Source organism: Desulfoplanes sp. PS50 (assembly GCF_053851535.1).
The window spans coordinates 198,070-217,423 of the sequence record NZ_JBSPZA010000001.1 but is presented as its reverse complement, the minus strand read 5'-3'; the positions used below and the strand labels follow the sequence as shown (position 1 = coordinate 217,423).

The 19,354-nt window shown below is 54.9% G+C and carries 21 protein-coding genes; 8 read left to right on the top strand and 13 right to left on the bottom strand.

The features are described 5' to 3' along the window. The first annotated feature begins 127 nt into the window (after positions 1-127). The 5 genes from ACTVJH_RS00970 (at position 128) to aroE (ending at position 3,831) form a co-directional block, all read left to right on the top strand. Entirely contained in the window at positions 128-370 is a 243-nt protein-coding gene (locus tag ACTVJH_RS00970; protein ID WP_455986545.1) for a 4Fe-4S binding protein, read from the top strand. Then, positions 367-1,434, top strand: coding sequence for a 3-methyl-2-oxobutanoate dehydrogenase subunit VorB (locus tag ACTVJH_RS00965; protein WP_455986543.1), 1,068 nt, complete (start codon positions 367-369; stop codon positions 1,432-1,434). Before ACTVJH_RS00970 ends, ACTVJH_RS00965 begins: the two co-directional genes overlap by 4 nt. Position 1,435: 1 nt before the next feature. Further along, on the top strand, positions 1,436-2,188 hold the full coding sequence (locus ACTVJH_RS00960; protein WP_455986541.1) for a thiamine pyrophosphate-dependent enzyme: 753 nt from the start codon (positions 1,436-1,438) through the stop codon (positions 2,186-2,188). Then, a complete protein-coding gene (locus ACTVJH_RS00955; RefSeq protein ID WP_455986539.1) occupies positions 2,188-2,748 on the top strand; it encodes a 2-oxoacid:acceptor oxidoreductase family protein in 561 nt (186 codons plus the stop codon). The genes ACTVJH_RS00960 and ACTVJH_RS00955 overlap by 1 nt, the downstream gene beginning before the upstream one ends. Before the next feature lie 261 nt (positions 2,749-3,009). Beyond that, positions 3,010-3,831 carry a shikimate dehydrogenase gene (gene aroE, locus ACTVJH_RS00950; RefSeq protein WP_455986537.1) on the top strand — a complete coding sequence of 274 codons (822 nt, stop codon included), beginning with the start codon at positions 3,010-3,012 and terminating at the stop codon, positions 3,829-3,831. On the opposite strand, the gene mutM is transcribed toward aroE, so the two are convergent. Next, positions 3,823-4,668 (bottom strand): bifunctional DNA-formamidopyrimidine glycosylase/DNA-(apurinic or apyrimidinic site) lyase, encoded by an 846-nt coding sequence (gene mutM / locus ACTVJH_RS00945; RefSeq protein WP_455986535.1) that lies wholly within the window; start codon positions 4,666-4,668, stop codon positions 3,823-3,825. The two genes, aroE and mutM, sit on opposite strands and share 9 nt — an antisense overlap. 86 nt (positions 4,669-4,754) lie before the next feature. After that, positions 4,755-6,290, bottom strand: coding sequence for a LysM peptidoglycan-binding domain-containing protein (locus ACTVJH_RS00940; RefSeq protein ID WP_455986533.1), 1,536 nt, complete (start codon positions 6,288-6,290; stop codon positions 4,755-4,757). Positions 6,291-6,675: 385 nt separating this feature from the next. Between ACTVJH_RS00940 and rlmB the strand changes: the two genes are divergently transcribed. Then, positions 6,676-7,425 (top strand): 23S rRNA (guanosine(2251)-2'-O)-methyltransferase RlmB, encoded by a 750-nt coding sequence (gene rlmB, locus ACTVJH_RS00935; RefSeq protein WP_455986531.1) that lies wholly within the window; start codon positions 6,676-6,678, stop codon positions 7,423-7,425. 19 nt (positions 7,426-7,444) lie between these two features. Here rlmB and fliQ read toward each other — a convergent pair whose 3' ends face one another. The 10 genes from fliQ to era all read right to left on the bottom strand — a co-directional run bounded on the left by fliQ (position 7,445) and on the right by era (position 14,882). Further along, positions 7,445-7,714 (bottom strand): flagellar biosynthesis protein FliQ, encoded by a 270-nt coding sequence (fliQ, locus tag ACTVJH_RS00930; RefSeq protein WP_455986529.1) that lies wholly within the window; start codon positions 7,712-7,714, stop codon positions 7,445-7,447. An 82-nt stretch (positions 7,715-7,796) separates the two neighbouring features. After that, positions 7,797-8,495 (bottom strand): flagellar type III secretion system pore protein FliP, encoded by a 699-nt coding sequence (gene fliP / locus ACTVJH_RS00925; RefSeq protein ID WP_455986527.1) that lies wholly within the window; start codon positions 8,493-8,495, stop codon positions 7,797-7,799. A 25-nt stretch (positions 8,496-8,520) separates the two neighbouring features. Beyond that, on the bottom strand, positions 8,521-8,880 hold the full coding sequence (gene fliO / locus ACTVJH_RS00920) for a flagellar biosynthetic protein FliO (protein ID WP_455986526.1): 360 nt from the start codon (positions 8,878-8,880) through the stop codon (positions 8,521-8,523). After that, a complete protein-coding gene (gene fliN, locus ACTVJH_RS00915; protein WP_455986524.1) occupies positions 8,873-9,457 on the bottom strand; it encodes a flagellar motor switch protein FliN in 585 nt (194 codons plus the stop codon). Before fliN ends, fliO begins: the two co-directional genes overlap by 8 nt. Positions 9,458-9,729: 272 nt before the next feature. Beyond that, a complete protein-coding gene (gene fliM, locus ACTVJH_RS00910) occupies positions 9,730-10,707 on the bottom strand; it encodes a flagellar motor switch protein FliM (RefSeq protein ID WP_455986522.1) in 978 nt (325 codons plus the stop codon). A gap of 93 nt (positions 10,708-10,800) precedes the next feature. Further along, complete coding sequence (locus ACTVJH_RS00905; protein ID WP_455986520.1) at positions 10,801-11,325, bottom strand: flagellar basal body-associated FliL family protein; 525 nt, start codon at positions 11,323-11,325, stop codon at positions 10,801-10,803. Between the two features lie 81 nt (positions 11,326-11,406). After that, a complete protein-coding gene (locus tag ACTVJH_RS00900; protein ID WP_455986518.1) occupies positions 11,407-12,135 on the bottom strand; it encodes an OmpA/MotB family protein in 729 nt (242 codons plus the stop codon). Positions 12,136-12,178: 43 nt separating this feature from the next. Beyond that, positions 12,179-13,021 (bottom strand): OmpA/MotB family protein, encoded by an 843-nt coding sequence (locus ACTVJH_RS00895; protein ID WP_455986516.1) that lies wholly within the window; start codon positions 13,019-13,021, stop codon positions 12,179-12,181. 108 nt (positions 13,022-13,129) lie between these two features. Then, complete coding sequence (locus tag ACTVJH_RS00890; RefSeq protein ID WP_455986514.1) at positions 13,130-13,885, bottom strand: motility protein A; 756 nt, start codon at positions 13,883-13,885, stop codon at positions 13,130-13,132. Between the two features lie 73 nt (positions 13,886-13,958). Continuing rightward, positions 13,959-14,882, bottom strand: coding sequence for a GTPase Era (gene era, locus ACTVJH_RS00885; protein ID WP_455986512.1), 924 nt, complete (start codon positions 14,880-14,882; stop codon positions 13,959-13,961). A gap of 149 nt (positions 14,883-15,031) precedes the next feature. Here era and topA point away from each other — a divergent pair, with 149 nt between their 5' ends. Together topA and ACTVJH_RS00875 are read left to right on the top strand one after the other, a co-directional pair. After that, positions 15,032-17,293, top strand: coding sequence for a type I DNA topoisomerase (topA, locus tag ACTVJH_RS00880; RefSeq protein ID WP_455986668.1), 2,262 nt, complete (start codon positions 15,032-15,034; stop codon positions 17,291-17,293). Between the two features lie 11 nt (positions 17,294-17,304). Next, entirely contained in the window at positions 17,305-18,495 is a 1,191-nt protein-coding gene (locus tag ACTVJH_RS00875) for a GAK system CofD-like protein (RefSeq protein WP_455986510.1), read from the top strand. A gap of 16 nt (positions 18,496-18,511) precedes the next feature. Here ACTVJH_RS00875 and prmC read toward each other — a convergent pair whose 3' ends face one another. Continuing rightward, on the bottom strand, positions 18,512-19,351 hold the full coding sequence (gene prmC / locus ACTVJH_RS00870) for a peptide chain release factor N(5)-glutamine methyltransferase (RefSeq protein WP_455986508.1): 840 nt from the start codon (positions 19,349-19,351) through the stop codon (positions 18,512-18,514). Between the last annotated feature and the right edge of the window lie 3 nt (positions 19,352-19,354).

Sequence of the window (19,354 nt, the reverse complement as noted above, 5' to 3'; positions counted from 1 at the left end):
ACGTGTCACCCGTGACCCGGCAACACCGCGAGTCCAACACCATCACGTCCCGCGTTTTCTTCCGGCGCTGACTCAAAACCACGTTGTTTCCTTGTACACGCAACCCAAACCACCAACGAGGATTGTTATGTCCAGAATCGTGATCCAGGAAGATCGGTGCAAAGGGTGCCTGCTCTGTACCCAGGTCTGTCCCACAGAAATCATTGTCCAGTCGAATCGCTTCAACCAGCAGGGTTACAAGGTTGCCGAGGTTCCCGAGGACAAGATGGACCTTTGTAAAGGGTGTGCCTTCTGTGCCGAGATCTGTCCCGATTATGCCATCACTGTGTTTCGGACCAAAACCTCTCCCGAAAAAGGAGATGCGTCATGACCCAGCAGACACCAAAACGTATTTTTGTCAAAGGTAACGAGGCCATAGCCAGGGGCGCATTGGCAGCCGGGTGCAGATGCTATTTCGGTTACCCGATCACCCCTCAAAACGATATCCCGGAATTCATGTCCAAGGCCATTCGCGATGCAGGGGGCCAGTTCGTCCAGGCCGAAAGCGAGATCGCAGCGGCGAACATGGTCCTTGGGGCCACGGCCTGCGGGATCAGGGCGATGACATCCTCGTCCAGCCCGGGCATCTCCCTCAAGCAGGAGGCCATTTCCTATATGGCCGGAAGCGAACTCCCCGGGGTGATCGTGGACATGGTCCGTGGCGGACCAGGACTCGGGGATATCGGACCCTCCCAGGGCGATTATTTCCAGGCCACCCGCGGCGGCGGTCACGGTGATTATCGTCTGCTCGTCCTTGCTCCGGCCTCGGCTCAAGAGGCCTACGACCTGACCATCAAGGCCTTTGATCTGGCCTTCAAATACCGCAATCCGGTCATGGTCCTGGGTGATGCCATCCTGGGTCAGATGAAGGAACCCATTGTCCCCTGGACTCCGGACAACCTGAATCCGGACGAAGCCGCCGACTGGCGGTTGGACGGGGCTGTTGATCGAGCTCCGCGCCTCTTGAAGTCCCTGTTTCTCCAGGAAGGCGAGCTGGCGGCTCAAAACATCAAGCTCCAGAAAAAGTACAAGGCCATGGAGGCTGAGATCGATTGCGAAACCTTCCTTGTGGAAGATGCCGAACTCGTGGTCGTGGCCTTTGGTTCTATCGGACGCATCGCCAAGTCGACCATTCGCAAGCTTCGCTCCATGGGTAAAAAAGTCGGTCTGGTCCGTCCGATCACGGTATTTCCCTATCCCTCCGAGGTACTCAGGGAACTGGCTGTTCAGGGCAAGAAATTTCTGACCATCGAGCACAACATGGGTCAGATGGTCGAGGATGTCCGGCTGGCCATCCGCACAGTCGCTGATTCAAAGTTCTACGGCTGTCTTCCCGGCAACCTGCCCACGCCCGACGATTTTGAAGAACCCATTCTCAAGGCACTGGAGGGATAACATGGAAGAACAACTCGTTTACTCACGGCCTGATGTCGTTGTGGACCGGGCCACCCATTATTGTCCCGGGTGCCATCACGGAACCATCCACAAATTGGTGGCCGAAGCCCTGATCGACCTGGGCGTGGTGGACAAGACCATCTGCATCGGTTCCATTGGATGCTCGGTGTTTATCTACAACTATCTGAATCTGGACACGGTGGAGGCCCCCCATGGAAGGGCACCGGCCGTGGCCACAGGGGTCAAGCGGGCCCGGCCCGACAACTTTGTCTTCTCCTACCAGGGTGACGGCGATCTGGCCTCCATCGGCATGGCTGAAATCATGCATTGCGCCAACCGGGGCGAAAATGTCTCCGTGGTTTTCGTGAACAACACGGTCTACGGCATGACCGGTGGCCAGATGGCCCCCACCACGCTTCTTGGGCAGCGGGCCACCACCTGCCCGTCGGGTCGGTGCGAAGAACTCGAGGGATTACCCATCAACATGGCCGAAATCATCGGCGGCCTCGGGGCAACCGCCTATTCCGCGCGGGTGGCCGTAGACACGATCAAACACCTCAAGACCGCCAAAAAGGCCCTGCGTAAGGCATTTTCCTGTCAGGTCGAGAAAAAGGGATTCGGATTTGTGGAATTTCTGGCCGCATGTCCGACCAACTGGAAGATGTCTCCTGTTCAGGCCAACGAGCGCATCTCCAAGGAGATGATCCCCTATTTCCCGCTTGGAACCTTCAAAGATATGACAGGGGAGGAATAATGAGCATATACAACGATGTGGTGATCGCAGGATTCGGCGGCCAGGGCGTCATGCTCATCGGCAACCTTCTGGCCTATTCGGCCATGGAGGCCGGTCTCAACGTCACCTATATGCCGGTCTATGGTCCGGAAATGCGTGGTGGAACGGCCAATTGCGCAGTGGTCATTTCCGATGATGACATCGGCTCCCCGATTATCCACAGCCCCCTCAGTCTGATCATCATGAACCGTCCCTCCCTGGACAAATTCCAGCCCAGGATGCAGGATAACGGGATCATGGTCCTAAACACCTCGCTGGTGGACGCGGAACTGGCTGATACCGGCAGGATCAGGGCCTATGGCGTTCCCTGTAACGACATCGCGGACAAACTCGGCAACACCCGCATGGCCAACATGGTCGCGGCCGGAGCCTATGCCCAGGCCACGGGTGTGCTCACTGTGGAGCAGATCCAGGGCTGTCTGGAAAAGGTCATCTCTCCCCATTACGCCCATCTCATTCCCAAGAACAGCGAGGCCATTGCCGCGGGCGCGGCCCATGTGGCCGAGCACGGGACATTGTAAAACTAGAAAACGCCGGTTCCTGAAGGAACCGGCGTTTTTTGATTGGAAATTCCGTTACGATGCAGACAGGATGGAGATTGCGGGGGTGCAATCGTTGCATAAAAGAATGTTTTCCCTCGCCTCCCGGGGCTCGGTCAAACGGGCACGGCACGCCGTGCCCCTACGGGGGCAGGGAACATGCGGGTCGTCAATTTCTTAAATCTCTTAACTCTCTAAAATCTTTTAAATTTCTTCATTTTCACATCAGCAAGGATCGTCCCCATGCACATATACGGCATCCTGGGTCACCCGGTGGGCCACAGCCTGAGTCCGACCATCCATAATTGGGGGTTTACCGCCAGGGGATTGGCCAAGACCTACCATTTCTTCGACATCGCCCCTGACAGCCTGGACACCTTCATGACCTGCGTGCGGACCCTGCCCATCCACGGGCTGAGCGTGACCATTCCCCACAAGGAAGCCGTCATCCCGTTCATGGACTCTCTGACGGACACGGCCCGGGCCATCGGGGCAGTGAACACCGTTGTCAGAACCCGAAACGATCGACTCCTCGGGGACAATACCGATGTGACCGGATTCCTGGCCCCCCTCAAAGAGCAGTCCATCCATGCAAAAAGAGCTTTGGTTCTTGGCGGAGGCGGGGCATCCCGGGCCGTGCTGCACGGTCTGAGACAGCTTGGTACACCTGCCCACGTTTCCTGCCGGAACGCCACGGCAGGGGCCATCCTCGCCCGGGAGACGGGAGCTACCTTTGTTCCCTGGGACAGCCGCTCCAGGATACGTCCGGACCTGCTGATCAACACCACCCCCCTGGGCATGCACGGCAGGTTGCAGGACGACTCTCCCTGGCCGTTTCCCTTTACAGGCTGTCGAACCTGCTACGATCTGGTCTACACCCCGCACATGACGCGGCTGTTGACTCAGGCCCGAGCCGAGGGCGTGGGGGTCATTTCAGGATTGAACATGTTCGTGCATCAGGCTGCCGCTCAATTCAGGCTATGGACAGGCCAGCCCCTTCCCATTCCCGAGGCGACCGCTCTGGTGGCCTCCCGGCTTTTCTCCCAGACACAATCATCACGCTGATTCCCGAATTGTTCCGAAACATTTTTGACAGGACGGACACAAGGTCGAGGTTCGTCCGGCGACCTTCAGGGAAACGAGGGTCTTTCCACACCGGGGACAGGGCAATCCCCTGCGGCCGTACACGGATAAACGGACCTGGAACAACCCGTGCTCCCCATGCGCGTCACGATAATCCCGAATGGAACTTCCCCCCGCGGCAATGGCCTCCACAAGAACCCCTTTGAGCGCCTCAAGCAGGGTTTCAACCTGGGCGTCGGCCAAACCATTGGACCGGGAACAGGGATGAATTCCAGCCCGAAACAGGGTCTCGTCGGCGTAGATATTCCCGATCCCGGCAATCCGCTGCTGATCCAGGAGCACGGCCTTGATCCGGGCACGGGTGGCATGGATAATTTTTTCAAATGCCTCAAAATCCAGGCTCAGCGGTTCGGGGCCAAGATTTTGGTAAAATGGCCATTGGGCCAGTTCCCGGGCGGTGAATACTCCCGCATACCCGAATTTTCGCTGATCATTGAACACGATCCGATCACCATCAAGAAGATGAAGAACAAGATGGTCGTGTCTGGTCAGAGAGAATGTCCGGGGAACAATCCAGACCCGGCCGGTCATCTTGAGATGAAAGACCACGAACAGCCCGTCACTCAGGGTGAAGATGAGCAGTTTTCCCCTTCTGTGGACCTGATGGATGGTCTTGCCGGCAAGGCGTTTCGCCCAAGATCCTGGTGTACCCCCGAGAACGATGCCCGGATACCGGAGATCAACCTTGTCAACGACCCGGCCCGTGACCAGACAGGCCAGACCTTTGGCGATGGTTTCGACTTCAGGCAATTCCGGCATGCGTTGCTCCGTCATATGCGTCATGATGCGTAAAAAAGGCGAACCTTGCGGCCCGCCTCGTATCGCTACTCACACCAACTCCCTGCTCATTGGTCCACATAGACCTTGATCCGATCACCGGGACGCAGGATGGATCGTTTGGTCAGATTGTTCCAGGCATACAGGTCATTGGTTGTCACTCCGAACCTGCGGGCGATCCTCCAGAGGTTGTCTCCCTTGCGGACATGATACCGAACCAATTGTCTGAATTCCTTATCCGCGTTCTTTCGTGCCAGCTTGGTTGAGGAACCCGAAGCATCAGGGATGTAGAGTTTCTGCCCTATACGCAAATGTCGTCCCGACCGAAGACCATTGGCCTGAAGCAGGGTTTGGGAAGACGTGCCGAATCGCTTGGCGATTGCCCACAGGGTATCCCCTTTTTTGACCAGGTAATTGGACCGTTTTTTTGCAAGGACCTGGGTATTGGAAAGGGTCGAAGCCGTGACCACCCTGTCGCCCTTACCGGGAATCATGAGTTGCTGACCGGGTCTGAGTAAGTTCTTATGGTAGCCGTTGACCTTTTTGAGCACATTGATGGGAACGCCAGAAAACCGGGAAATCCGCCACCAGGAATCCCCCTTGCGGACCCGGTAGTTCTGATATCCGGCATAGGGCCGTGCATCTGGAGAGCCCAGATATTCCTGGGCCAGGGCGAGCTTTTCCTGGGGCAGATACACGTCACAGGTCTTGCCTGGAGGCGAAACCTGCCGTCGGAAGGCCGGATTGAGTTTGCGAAATTCTTTCCAGGAAAGGCCGGCATGCGAGGCCAGGGCCAAAAGATCGGTTCCCCCATTGACGTTCAACCGTGTCCCCTTCAGATTGGCATCCCAGTCGATGGGCTCGAACCCGAGTTCCTCCAGATTCTGGACGATCTTGAGAATGGCGATGAACTTGGGAACATAATTGCGGGTTTCGGGTTTCAGATATCGGCGGGTCTTGGCCAGATCGAAAAAATTGTCACACCCCGTCTTGCGCAAGGCCCGGCCGATGGTACCTTCCCCGGCATTGTAGGCGGCCAGGGCCAGATACCAGTCATCGAAATCATTATGCAGCTTCCTGAGATACTCGATGGCCGCCTGGGTAGCCAGAAAGGGGTTACGCCGTTCATCCAGCCACCAATCAACCTGCAGGCCGAAATGACGTCCCGTAGCGGGCATGAACTGCCACATCCCGGCCGCCCCGGCCCAGGAATAGGCCCAGGGATTGAAGCCACTCTCGGCAAAGGGAAGAAATATGAGATCCAGGGGAAGCCCCTGCTTCTTGAATTCGTCTCGCAGATACGGCAAATAGGGTTCCGCCCGTTTGAGCCATCGGGCAAATGTTTTTCTGTGCTTGTGGGTATAGTAATGGAAATAACGCTGAACACCCTCGCTGTCTCTGAGATCGAGATCAAAATGGATGTTCGGCTCGGTATTCAGAGCCGTCTCCTCCTGAGGGGTCAACGGCGTTGCCCCCTCCACGGCCGGAGGGACGATCCCTTCTTCGATCGGCTCGACCAGGGCAGATTCTTCTTCATCGGGAAGAACCGTCTGCTCCATGAGGTTTGGATCATCAAGAATGGCCGACTCTGAATCCAAGACCATATTTGGGGAACTTGTCCGGGAGGTCGCGTTGTCCGTCTGTATCCCTGCCTGACCGCTTGCTGCAGGGTTCAGGCTGCGCGTTCCCTTTTGGCTGGGAGCACACGCGGTACAGATCATCACCAACACGACATAAATAACAAAACGATTATACACGAAAACCTCGGGAAAAAAGGATCTGCTTGATATGATCACATATACGCCAGCACCCGTTTCCCGGTCAGGGATAACGAGATTGCCAACCGCTAGCGTAAAGCTTTCCAAATTGCAATACTTCTTATACCTGCCCGAGTAGGAGTCGCTCGCATGCCAAAACAACGTTTTATAGAGTAGAGAACGCAGCTTTTTTGCACTGCAATCGCCGCCTGTCATACGGCAAGGAACCCCCATGGACCAAGAGACTTTGAATCATCTGATCATAGGAAGAAAACCTGTACTTGAATTATTGCAGACAGCGCCTGAAAAGATAGAGACGGTTTATTTGTTGAATCGCCCAGGGCGTGATCTGCATGAGATCATCGAACAATGCCGTGCCTGCCAGATCAAATTCAAAAGGCTGCCAGCGGATAAACTGCACCACATCTTCCAGGGCAATCATCAGGGTGTCATCGCCCGAATCATGACCAAGGGCTTTTGTCCGCTGGATGAATTGATCTCCGAGGCCACGAGCGGGTCCCTGCCTCTTGTCCTGGCCCTCGATCAGGTCCAGGACCCGGGCAATCTCGGCACACTCTCACGCACATTGTTCGCCTTTGGCGGAGGCGGGATCATTCTGCCCAAAAACAGATCAGCCTTTCCAGGACCGGCGGCCTCCAGGGCCTCTGCAGGGGCCTTGGAAAAAACAATGATATCTCAGGTGACCAATATGGCCAGGGCGCTTGAAACCTGTGCCCGGGAAGGCCTGTCAATTTATGGAGCCGGCATGGGAGAACAAACAGCAAACATCTTTACCGCAGACCTGCATCTGCCTGCGGTGCTGGTCCTCGGCAACGAGGAAAAGGGGATTCGGCGGGGGGTGCTCAAGCGGTGCGACCACATTCTGACTATCCCGATGGCAGGAAGATTTGATTCACTGAACGTGGCTCAGGCAGGGGCGGTGATAATAGGACAGTTTCTGCGCACCCTGCACACGGTCTGAAAGAGGATCGGGAAAAAAGCTATTTGATATACTGGGGAAAATTGAGAAAAAGGTCTCGGGTATAATTGATCATCTTGTCCATGATCCAGGGAAAGGCCACAAGAAGGGCGATAAATACCGCCAGAATCTTCGGCACAAAGGTCAGGGTCATCTCCTGAATCTGGGTAGCCGCCTGAATGACGCTGACAATAACACCCACAACGAGTCCGACCCCCAGCATAGGCAGGGCGACAGACAGGGTTATCTCAATGGCCTGACGGGCAAAACCGACGACGAAGTCCGGGGTCATACTAGCATCTCTCCTTAGGGACACAATCCATGTCCTTGCTGTGTTCATTTAGCCGAGCTGTTTGTTGCATGACGGATTCCCGTCACATAAAACTGTTGACCAATGAGCCCATGAGCAGATTCCACCCGTCGACCATGACGAAAAGCAGAATCTTGAAGGGCAGGGAAACCATTACCGGTGGGAGCATCATCATACCCATGGATAACAGAACGCTGGCCACGACCATATCCAGAATGAGAAAGGGAACATACAGAAGAAAACCGATCTGAAATCCCGTTTTGAGCTCACTGATGATATAGGCCGGCACCAACAGCCTGGTTTTTACATCGTCCTTGGTGTTGGGCCGTTCCAACCCTGAAATGGAATAGAAAATGGAAAGATCCTTTTCCCGGGTATGCTTGAACAAAAAGGTACGCAATGGTTGCTCGGCCTGTGCAATGGCCTCCTTATATCCAATCTCTTCATTCAGATACGGCTGCAGGGCATTTTCGTTGATCTGGGAGCCCACCGGGGTCATGATGGCCACGGTCATGAAAATGGCCAGTCCGGCCAGGACCTGGTTGGGAGGCATCTGCTGGGTTCCCATGGCCTGACGCAGAAAATGGAAGACAATGATGATCCGAGTGAAGGAGGTCATGGTCAGAACAATGCCCGGCGCCATGGTCAGAACCGTGAAAAGGGCCAGAATCTCGAGAAGGACGGAGACCTTTTCAGGCGAAGTCTGATCCCCGGAAAGGGTCAGGGAGAGGGTTGGCATGGCAGGATCGGCCGCCCATGCCATGGTGGGAAAAAGGATCAGGAAAAGGCTAGCCAGAACCAGAAGATTCGTTCTTGCCGGCTGTCTTGTCCAAAAGTTCTTTAAAGGTGGGATGTTCATCCGCGGTCATCTCCGTGACTAGATTAATCTGGGTGTCAGTAACACCGATCACGAGAATCTTATTCAAGAAGCGGACCACGACAAGATTTTTCTTGGGACCCAAGCCTATCTGGCTGATTATTTTCAACTCATTACCACCGCCCACACGCAGTCCGGCCCTGGGTCCGTAGCGCTTCAACAGATGAAGGACCAGGAAAACAAGGGCCAGGATGACAAAGAGCCAGCCCATCATCTGCAGAAAATCCCCCATGGAGGAGGTCGGTGCGGTATACGTGGTAGCGTTAGGCAAGTTGTTTCACCCGTTCGATAGGGCTGATGATATCGGTCAAGCGAACCCCGAATTTTTCGTTGATGACCACGGCTTCCCCTCGGGCCACGAGTTTCCCGTTGACCAGGATTTCCAGAGGTTCCCCCGCCAATTTGTTCAGCTCGATGACCGACCCCTGGCCAAGCTGTAACAACTCGTTGATCAAAAGCTGGGTGCTGCCAAGCTGGGCACTGACACTCAGGGGAATATCCAGAATAAAATCGAGATCACGTTTGGTTTTCTCTCCCTGATTGACCTTGGCATCCGCTGTCAAATTTTTGTACTCGTAGTCCCGTCCCTGACGAGCCTCCACACCCTGGGCCTGCTCCTGTTTGAGCTTGTCGTGCTCGTCCTGGGCCAGGGCTGCGGCCCATTCATCGGCCAGGTCGTCCCCGCCCCCTTTTGCATCCCCGGTTGTCTCATCCTCTTTCAAGGCGTCAGCCCATTCGGCAGCCAGGGCTTCATCGTCCTGTGCCTTGCCGCCTTCTTCGCTGCCGTCCTCTTCGAGGGCCTTGGCCCATTCTTCGGCCAATTGATCCTGATTGTCCTGATCTGTCATATTCTCTCCTCGGGCGAAAATTCTCCCTACACAGGGCCGCGCCTTTTCGACTCAGCCAAAGGATGTGCCCTTTTATGCGATATCTTCTTTTTTTTCTGTTAAGCCAAACAGATGCGGGCCTGTAGTAAAAAGATTTTTTTTGCTCCCTGCAACGCGCATTCGCACGCACAATATATTAGTATATTACTCGTGAAAGTCTGCCATAAAAAACAAGAAAATTTTATAATCGCTTGAACTTAAAACTTAAAACCTAAAACTGCGGCTTGGCCGCATTAGAAATGGGTCTCTTCTTCCTTGAAAATCTGAAAGGCCTTGTTTCCCTTGACCACTCCGGGTCGCCCATAAAACTTGAGCACTCCCTGAACCTCGGCCCTGAGCATGTCATCCTCATCAGCATCCAGGAGAATGATGTCCCCCACATCCAGGTTGAGCAGCTGCCGCCCGCTCAATTCACAATTGCCCAAGGTGACATCCATGCTCACCGGGGTCTCCATGAGACGGTCCCTGAACCTGGAAATCCAGGCATGATCGACCTCGAGTCGTTCCGACTGGAAGGCCGCATACAGCTTGGAGCGAATCGGTTCTATGGTCGCATAGGGCAAAGCGAGCAGCATTGAGCCGATGGAGTTTTCCAGCTCCACCTCAAACGAGATGACCACAACCACATCGCTTGGAGGAACAATGGACGCGAATTGAGGATTGATCTCGGACCGAACCAGTTCGATGTTTACCTCATGGACCGGTCTCCAGGCATCTTCCAGGTTGTTGAGCAATACCCTGACAACCGTGTCGATGATCCGCTGTTCGATGGGGGTAAAATCCCGACCCTCGACCTTGGGCTGGGAACCCGCACCCCCGAAGAAATTCTCCACCAGGGCAAAGACCAATCGGGTATCCACGATAAGAATGGCGTTCCCCCGCAACGGCTCTATCTTGAAGATATTGATGCTCGTGGGAACCGGCAGGGAACGCATGAAGTCCCCGAACTTGGACATATCAAAGGATACAGGGTTGACATCGACCCGCTTGCGTACGGAATTGGCCAGGGAATTGGATGACAACCGGGAAAACCTGTCATTGATGATCTCCAAAACCGGCATCCGCCCACGAATGATCCGGTCCTGATTGGCAAGATCAAAGGCAACGATATCCCCTTCATCCGCGGAAATGTCATCTTCAACTTCAATTTCGCCGCCTGACAGCCCTCTGAGCAGGGCATCTACTTCATCCTGATTGAGAATCTTGTTCATACTGGTCTCGTGGGCCTTTTGACAAAACAACTTCAAGGGCCGCGGGTTTCAATCTTTCCGGTAGTGAACTCAAAAAAAAGGGGGACACATCTTCTACTGAATAATGAATTCTGTGAAATATACATTGGAGATGGTTCCGCTTCCCACAATCTGAACCAACCGGGACAGAATCTCGTTCTTCAGGGCGATCTTATCCTCCATGGATGAAAGATCCTCATAACTCTTGCTTGAAAGCAGCAGAAGCAAGGCATCCTTGATCCGGGGCATGGCTTTTTCCGTTTCCTCGAGGGCAGTCTCGTCCCTGACCTCTATCTCCAGCGACATCTTGAGATACCGGCGACCCAGGGGGTCGGAAAGATTGACCACAAAAGAGGGCATGGAAAACATCTGACTTCTCGAATTTTTCGTATCCTCACCCACGCCCTCGTCCTGGGAACCCGCATTTTCTCCAGGGGCCACAGCATCTTGCAGGTCGCCCTTGCCTGTAAAAAAATGCTGGTAAGCAAAAAATCCACCCGCCCCTAATACAGCCAAAAGAATGAGCAAAATCAGCCACTTCAAAAGACTTTTCTTGGACTTTGCAGGCTTTTCAACTTCATTGTTCCTGGTCTCTGGCACGTTGTTGTCCTTGTTTTATTGTCTCGATAGCAAAATGATAGAGAAGGTAGCGCATGCAGCACGCTCTTTGCACGGCCGTTCCTACAGATAGGTGAACGAATCTGCCTTGACCAAAATTTCAATCCTTCGATTTTTGGCCCTTCCTTCAGGCGTTGCATTATCTGCAATAGGAAAATGCGGACCGTATCCGGACACGGAAAATCGTTGGTTCGGCATACCCATGCCCCGAAGAGAACGCAAGACCGACATGGCTCGAAGGGCTGCAATCTCGTAATTGTCCATGCGTCTGCCCGGGATCGAGTCGGTATATCCGGCGATGTTGACCGAAGCGGTGATAGCCATCAAGAACCGTCCGATCTCCCGGACGAGCTGTTCCCCCGCAGGAGTGAGCGTCGTCTGACCCAAAGGGAATAAGATCTCGTCCGTCAACACCAGCGCCACTCCTTCCGGACGCTTGAGCACCAGGAGATTCTTTTCCAGGGTGCTTCGGGATATTTCCGGGGGCAGCACCTCGTTGGGAAAGAGAAGGTCCCTGATTCGGTTGGGCTTGTTGATGGCCTCGAGAGGATCTTCCAGCAGCTTGCGCAGAATTTCATACCGTGTCTCTATCTTGCTCGCCCCGGGTTCGGTCATCTGACTCACATTCTGCTTGAAAAACGAGGCCACTTCCATGATCACCGTCGTGTCCATGGAGGACATGGACAAAAGAAGCACGAAAAAGGTCAAAAGCAGGGTCATGAGATCCGAAAAGGTGATCAGCCACCCGTCCTTGGGTGGTCCTGCGCTCATCTTGGTTTTCTTTCTGGCCATGGTGTCCGTCGTATGTGTACGAAAGGGCTCATTTCCCCTTCATTCACTGGGGCTTGGTTCCATTCAAATCGAAAATGAAATCTCGGTAGTGGAATGTATCTTCATCGAGATGCCCACCCTTTTCGGTCTGTCGGGCCATTTGATGGCTCCAGTCTGCCCCGCGTCTGTCCAGAATGAACTCGACACGCCGGTTGGCGGCACGTCCCTCTGGCGTGGTATTGGCGGCCCGCGGCCTGAAGCGTCCAAACCCCTCCATGCGCAGATTTTCAGCGGGAACGCCTCCCTGTACAAGAAGGCGGTACACACTCAAAACCCGTTGCAGCGATAGATCCCAGGAGGGATCGATTCCATCATCATCCTGACCAACGACATATGTCTCACCCTTGGCAAGCTCGGATCGCAAAGGGCCCGTATGCCCGGTGATCAGGAGAGGAAATCCGACCTTGGTCAAAACCGGCAAAAGGCGTTCAATGATCCGTATCCCGCGAGGCAACAAGGTTGCCTTTCCCGGAGGGAACATCACCTCGGAATCAATGGAAAAAACCTGGATGAAGCGATTGGACTGGAAATCGAAATCTTCCCCCTGCTCTTCCCAGATGAGATCACGCAGCGGCTCCAGATCTTCTTCGGCCAGATCCTCCATCGCACCGGGTTCTTTGACAAAAGAACCAGGTTTCGTTGTCAACGGCTGAAAGCTGCCATCGACAGGCCCAAAGGATCCCATGATCGAACCCAGAGATAATTTGGTCTTGCGCTCATCCATGAGTGAGGCCAGGCTGAGTAACAGCACGAAAAAGGTCAAAAGCAGGGTCATCAGATCCGAAAAGGTGACCAGCCATGCCGGCGACCCTTTATCATCCTGATTTTTTTTCTGTTTCCTGCCCATGGGTATCCGCTAGTTGGTATGTCTTCTCTGCAGTCGGTGGCGATGGCATGCCGGGACCTTTCGTTGCAGGCCTGTCTGCGTTCCAGCCATTGCCCGCCCGTTCCATCCTCAATCACTGACCTTGCGATTTTTGGGAGGCAGATAACTATTGAGCTTCTCTTCGATCACCCGGGGATTCTCCCCCTTGGAGATGGAAAGCACCCCTTCAAGAATCATTTCGCGAATCAGAACCTCTTCCTTGCTCCGGGTACGCAACTTTCCGGCAAGGGGATTGAAGACCAGGTTGGCGAGGATCGCCCCGTAAAACGTGGTGATCAGTGCAACGGCCATGGAGGGACCAATGGTGCTTGGATCGCTCATGGTCTGAAGCATGAGAATGAGCCCAATAACCGTGCCGATCATCCCCAATGCCGGGGCAAAGGCGCCCATTACCGCGACCACCTCGGCACCGCTCCCGTGTCGCTCTTCGAGATAGGCAATTTCCGTTTCAAGAATATCGCGAATGAGCTCCGGTTCCAGTCCGTCAACCGTCAGCTGCAATCCCTTTTTCAGATACTCGTCATCGATTTCCTTGATCAGGGGCTCAAGTGAAAGAATCCCTTCCCGGCGTGCCCGTTTGGCGTAATCCATGAATTTATCGATAATTTCTGCCGGAGATTCCAGTTTACTGAAGATCGTGTTCTTGATGACGCCCATCACCCCAAGAACATGCCCCAGCGGATAATTGACCAGGGTCGCGCCGATGGTCCCCCCGACCACGATGAGCAGGGAGGGGACATTGAAAAAAAGAAGGATACTTTTGCCGATGGCACCCAAAACAAGGCCAAAGGCCAACAAAATGCCTATGATTGTTGCCAGATCCATGAACCGCTCTACGTGTTAAATTTTTGACATCTCCGCAACGTCGATTTGCAAAAGTCGATCCAAAACGCCTTTACTATCCCAATCCCAATCCTGTCAGAAATTGGCGGTCCTCGTTCCACCGGGACTTCACCTTGACCCACAGCTCCAAAAATATTTTGGACCCCACGAGCTCCACGATCTCCGGACGGGCCATGGAGCCGATCTTTTTCAAGGTTTTCCCCCCCTTGCCGATGATCATGCCCTTGTAACCGGGTTTGGACACATAGATGGTCGCAGTGATCTCGAGCAACCCGGAACCAGGATCCTCATTCCATGCATCGATGTCCACGGCAAGGTTGTAGGGCAACTCCTCCTGCATGGTCAGAAATAATTTCTCCCGGATGATCTCCGTGACCATGAACCGCAGCGGAAGGGTGGAGAGCTGATCCCTGTCGTAGAGTGGCGGACCGTATGGCAGGGTGGCTATGACCATGTCCATCAAACGATCCACATTGGTTCCCCGGGCTGCGGAAATGGGAAAAACATCCGTATCCGGCCACTGCTTCTGGCATCTGGCCAGCAGGGGAAAAAGTCGCTCCCGGGAACTGACCTTGTCGATCTTGTTCAGGGCGATGCACAGAGGAAGGCTGGATTTGGCCAGGTTCCGCCCCACCGAGGCGAGATCCTTTTCCCAGAGCTCGGGACGCGACGCATACCGGTGTCCATCGAGCATAAGGATAACCATATCCGCCCCATACAACGCCTTCCAGGCCGCATCGACCATGCACCGGTTCAGGCGCAATCGACTCTGATGAATGCCCGGGGTATCCAGAAAAACCACCTGGGCGTCATCCCGGGTATGGATGCCGCTAATCTGATTTCTCGTAGTCTGCGGCTTGGGACTGACAATAGCCACTTTCTCACCGATAATGGTGTTCAGCAGGGTTGATTTTCCTGCATTGGGGGGACCGATCAGGGCGACAAGGCCGGATTTGAACGGTCTGTTCGATTCTTCCATCTGATTGATATCCTTGAGTTGTGACCCCACGGCTGAGGGAGTTTTTCTGAGCCGAAGGCTCCTTGTATCTGCGCCCGGGGGGAGAAGCAAATGGCCATTTGGAATTTTTCCTTGCCCTCACGCTGGTCCATAGCTATACGCGCCCCATTATGGGTAAAGATCTAATTATAGTCGAGTCACCGGCAAAGGTGAAGACAATCAAAAAGTTTCTGGGCCAAGGTTACTCCGTGGAGGCATCTGTCGGACATATCCGAGATTTGCCGACCAATGTCCTCGGGGTGGACGAAGAAAACGATTTTGCTCCTGATTATCAGGTCATTCCAAGCAAAAAAAAGGTGGTCAGTGCCCTTCGGGCCGCTGCCAAAAAGGCCGAGACCGTGTACCTCGCCCCGGACCCGGATCGCGAAGGAGAGGCCATTGCCTGGCACATCGCCGAGGTGATCAAGAAGCAGAACAGCAATCTCAAGCGGATCAGCTTCAACGAGATCACCCCCCGGGCCGTCAAACAGGCCCTGGCCCATTCCACCGAATTGAACAGACATCTTTTCGACTCTCAGCAGGCCCGACGTATACTCGATCGTATCGTGGGGTACAAGATATCTCCTCTGCTCTGGAAAAAGGTCAAGCGGGGAATCTCGGCTGGTCGTGTGCAGTCCGTGGCCCTGCGGTTGATCGTGGAACGGGAAAAAGAGCGTCAGGCGTTTGAGCCTGAAGAGTTCTGGGTTTTTTCCGTTCTTCTGAACGGACCGACTCCTCCACCCTTTGAGTGTCAACTCTTCAAGGTCGATGGAGACTCTCCGAGAATCGGGTCCGCCGATCAGGCCCAGGCCCTTGCAGAGGACCTGGACGGCAAAGATTTTCTTGTCGACAAGGTGGTTGAAAAGGAACGCAAGCGACAGCCGCGTCCTCCCTTCATCACCTCGACCCTGCAGCAGGAGGCGAGCAACCGTCTGGGTTTTTCAGCCAAACGGACCATGATGGTCGCCCAGAAACTCTACGAAGGGGTCGAGCTCGGCGATCGGGGAACCACGGCTCTGATCACTTACATGCGTACTGATTCCGTGCGCATATCCGATGAGGCCCGAAAAACGGCGGAATCATGGATCAAAAAAACCCTTGGACCGGAATATTACCCTGACAAGCCGAGGTTTTTCAAAACCAAGGGAGGGGCCCAGGATGCCCATGAGGCCATCCGTCCGGTCGACCCCCTGCTCACGCCCCAGGATGTCGCCCCCTTTGTCTCCAAAGAGCAGGCCCATCTCTACCGTCTGGTCTGGGAACGGTTCATGGCATCTCAAATGGCTCCGGCCAGATTCTGGGACACAACGGTTACCGTCAAGGCCGGAACAACCCTTTGGCGAACCAAGGGTGAACGTCTTATTTTTCCCGGGTTTCTCGAGGTGATGCACAAACCTTCCGGCGGCAGTTTAGAAAGCAAGAATATCGAACTGCCCCGCCTGGAAGAGGGCATGCAACTCGAACTTTCCAGGCTGAACAAGGAGCAAAAATTCACCCAGCCACCGGCCCGATTCTCTGAGGCCTCACTGGTCCGCAATCTGGAAAAATTGGGAATCGGTCGCCCCTCGACATATGCGACCATCATCTCAACCCTCAAGGACCGGGAGTATGTGGCCACCAGTGAGGGTCATTTCGTTCCCACGGATCTTGGCACGGTTGTCAGCAACCTCCTTGTCGCCCACTTCAATCAGCTCATGGATGTTGATTTCACCGCCCACATGGAGGAAGATCTGGATAAGGTGGCCGAGGGGGATCGCGATTGGGTGGCACTGCTCAAGGATTTTGCCCGCGACTTCTATCCCACCCTGGAAAAGGCGGCCACCGAGATGGCTGCCATCAAGACAGGCCTTGAAACCGATCTTCCCTGTCCCAAATGCAACAGCCCCCTGGTCATCAAATTCGGCAAGAACGGTCCCTTTCTGGCCTGTTCCGCCTACCCGGCCTGCAAGTTCACCAGCAACTATTCCCGGGATGAAAAGGGAGTGATCCACATCGAGCAGGACCAGGATGCCGGGAAAATAATGGGAACCTGTCCCCAATGCGGGGGAGACCTCATCCTCAAAAAGGCCCGAACCGGAAGCCGATTCATCGCGTGCAGCAAGTATCCCGACTGCCGGTACACCCAATCCCTTTCAACGGATGTTCCCTGCCCCCGGGAGGGATGCGACGGCGAGCTGGTGGAAAAAAGCTCTCGCAGGGGCAAGGTCTTTTATGCATGCAATCGATATCCCCAGTGTGACTACGCGGTCTGGGACTGGCCGGTGGCGGAGGCATGTCCGGATTGCGGATCCAAAATACTCGTGCGTAAGACGACCAAGACACGCGGGGCGCACCTGGCCTGTCCGGAAAAGGGATGCAAGTACTGGCGAAGCCTTGATGACGATCAGGAGTGAGCTTTTCTCCCATGCAGGTGATACTCAAACGACAACGCACTCTTCCCGACCCCATCGTCCTGGAACGGCACGCCCGATGCCCGGACCTGGGTCCGAAGATTCTTTTTTTTTCAGGGGGCAGTGCGCTCAAGGACCTTTGCCGTGAGCTGATCACCTATACCCACCATTCCATCCACATCATTACCCCCTTTGATTCCGGAGGCAGTTCAGCGATCCTGCGCAAGGAATTCGACATGCCGGCCATCGGCGATCTCAGAAGCCGTCTCATGGCTCTTGCCGACCGAACGGTTCGGGGTAATCCGGAAATCAGATCGCTTTTTTCCTACCGCTTGCCGGTCACACATTCCCAGGGCGCCCTGGAGCGTGAGCTTCAGGAAATGATCCTTGGAGATCATCCGCTGTGCAGGGTCGTTCCCCGACCCATGCGCACCATCATTCGGCGCTACCTGCGTCGTTTCTACGACAATATGGACCGCTTTTTCGATCTGCGCGGGGCCAATGTGGGAAATCTTGTTCTTACCGGAGGATTTCTGGCCAATGACCGGGATCTGGAATCCATCCTGTTCATCGTCTCCAAGCTGATCAGGGTCAGGGGATATGTCACTGCGGTTGTTCCTGACAATCTCCACATCGGAGCCCGGCTTCAAGACGGCTCGACCATTCTCGGTCAGCATGCCGTGACCGGAAAGGAAACTCCCCCCATCACATCGCCCGTCAAAGAAATCTTCCTTTGTGATTCCCTGGACGCTCCCCAACACGTTTCCTGCTCACTCTCCGGGCAGATAGCAGAGCTGATCCAAACCGCAGACCTGATCTGCTTTCCCATGGGCAGTTTCTACACCAGCCTGATAGCCAATGTACTGCCGTGTGGTGTTGGTAGAGCCGTCCAGGCTGCGACCTGCCCCAAGGTGTATATCCCCAGCCTCGGGCACGATCCCGAGACCATTGGCATGACCTTGACCGATCAGGTGGCCACCCTGATCAACTATCTGCGGCGAGATGACCCGGATTCAATCCTCCCGACCGATGTCCTCGATTTCGTTCTCGTGGATCGCACCAAGGGGAACTATCCGGGCGGTGTTGACGAGAAAACCCTCACGAAAATGGGGCTGGACGTCCTTGACGTCAACCTGTTTGAGACACTCCCCGGCCAGACGGTTGATCCCGGTCACCTGGCCGCTGCGCTTGTTTCACTGACTTGACCCGACCTCTGCTCCGTCACAGGCGGGCATGGACAAACCGGTCCCTTTCACCAAGATCCTTGACAATCTGACATGCGGACCAGTTTGCAAAGAGCTTTTCGGCGGGTTCACCCTGCATCCAGCCTATCTCCGCCCACAAGACCCCTCCGGGCATGAGCACCCTGCGCGCCTCGATTTCGATGGATCGAAGACAATCAAGCCCATCTCTTCCCCCCACAAGCGCCCGCTGCGGCTCGAACCCTGCCACGTCCGGACTGAGCTCAGCGTATTCTCTTTCAGTGACATAGGGGGGATTGGAGACCACTAAATCCAGGCAGGAAGCGGTAAATGGGGTCAAAAAATCGGCCTGAACCATCAGCAATCGGCCTGCAACGCCATGGATACAACCATTGGACCGGGCTAGTTCCAGGGCCCCGGATTCAATGTCCACCGCCACGCATCGGGCCCGGGGAAAAAGATGGGCCAGAGTCACGGCCAGAATGCCGCTTCCGGTTCCCAGATCGGCAAATGTCAGGGAATCCGTTGTGGCGAACTCCCTACAGACGTGGTCGACCAGCTCTTCGGTCTCGGGACGGGGAATAAGTACCCGACTGTCGACCTGAAAATCGAGGCCGTAAAATTCCTTGCTTCCTACAAGATAGGCCACAGGCTCGTGTGTGGCGCGTCGTTCGAGCAGGTCGTTGAATGCCTGGCAGACCCCGGGCGGGACGGATCTTGAGGGATCAAGCATGAGATCCAAACGAGAAACGCCCAGAGCCTTGGCAAGAAGGATCTGGGCCGAGAGTCGGGGGGAGTCGACGGCGTGTGTGGCAAGCAGCCTTTCGGCCTGCGAAAGGATTTCCAGAACAGTGGGCATGCT

Excerpts from the sequence above, each read along its gene's own strand:
- ACTVJH_RS00970 (WP_455986545.1), top strand. The coding sequence starts at position 128 with ATGTCCAGAATCGTGATCCAGGAAGATCGGTGCAAAGGGTGCCTGCTC.
- ACTVJH_RS00965 (WP_455986543.1), top strand. The coding sequence starts at position 367 with ATGACCCAGCAGACACCAAAACGTATTTTTGTCAAAGGTAACGAGGCC.
- ACTVJH_RS00960 (WP_455986541.1), top strand. The coding sequence starts at position 1,436 with ATGGAAGAACAACTCGTTTACTCACGGCCTGATGTCGTTGTGGACCGG.
- ACTVJH_RS00955 (WP_455986539.1), top strand. The coding sequence starts at position 2,188 with ATGAGCATATACAACGATGTGGTGATCGCAGGATTCGGCGGCCAGGGC.
- aroE (WP_455986537.1), top strand. The coding sequence starts at position 3,010 with ATGCACATATACGGCATCCTGGGTCACCCGGTGGGCCACAGCCTGAGT.
- mutM (WP_455986535.1), bottom strand. The coding sequence starts at position 4,668 with ATGCCGGAATTGCCTGAAGTCGAAACCATCGCCAAAGGTCTGGCCTGT.
- ACTVJH_RS00940 (WP_455986533.1), bottom strand. The coding sequence starts at position 6,290 with ATGGTCTTGGATTCAGAGTCGGCCATTCTTGATGATCCAAACCTCATG.
- rlmB (WP_455986531.1), top strand. The coding sequence starts at position 6,676 with ATGGACCAAGAGACTTTGAATCATCTGATCATAGGAAGAAAACCTGTA.
- fliQ (WP_455986529.1), bottom strand. The coding sequence starts at position 7,714 with ATGACCCCGGACTTCGTCGTCGGTTTTGCCCGTCAGGCCATTGAGATA.
- fliP (WP_455986527.1), bottom strand. The coding sequence starts at position 8,495 with ATGGCATGGGCGGCCGATCCTGCCATGCCAACCCTCTCCCTGACCCTT.
- fliN (WP_455986524.1), bottom strand. The coding sequence starts at position 9,457 with ATGACAGATCAGGACAATCAGGATCAATTGGCCGAAGAATGGGCCAAG.
- fliM (WP_455986522.1), bottom strand. The coding sequence starts at position 10,707 with ATGAACAAGATTCTCAATCAGGATGAAGTAGATGCCCTGCTCAGAGGG.
- ACTVJH_RS00900 (WP_455986518.1), bottom strand. The coding sequence starts at position 12,135 with ATGGCCAGAAAGAAAACCAAGATGAGCGCAGGACCACCCAAGGACGGG.
- ACTVJH_RS00895 (WP_455986516.1), bottom strand. The coding sequence starts at position 13,021 with ATGGGCAGGAAACAGAAAAAAAATCAGGATGATAAAGGGTCGCCGGCA.
- ACTVJH_RS00890 (WP_455986514.1), bottom strand. The coding sequence starts at position 13,885 with ATGGATCTGGCAACAATCATAGGCATTTTGTTGGCCTTTGGCCTTGTT.
- era (WP_455986512.1), bottom strand. The coding sequence starts at position 14,882 with ATGGAAGAATCGAACAGACCGTTCAAATCCGGCCTTGTCGCCCTGATC.
- topA (WP_455986668.1), top strand. The coding sequence starts at position 15,032 with ATGGGTAAAGATCTAATTATAGTCGAGTCACCGGCAAAGGTGAAGACA.
- ACTVJH_RS00875 (WP_455986510.1), top strand. The coding sequence starts at position 17,305 with ATGCAGGTGATACTCAAACGACAACGCACTCTTCCCGACCCCATCGTC.
- prmC (WP_455986508.1), bottom strand. The coding sequence starts at position 19,351 with ATGCCCACTGTTCTGGAAATCCTTTCGCAGGCCGAAAGGCTGCTTGCC.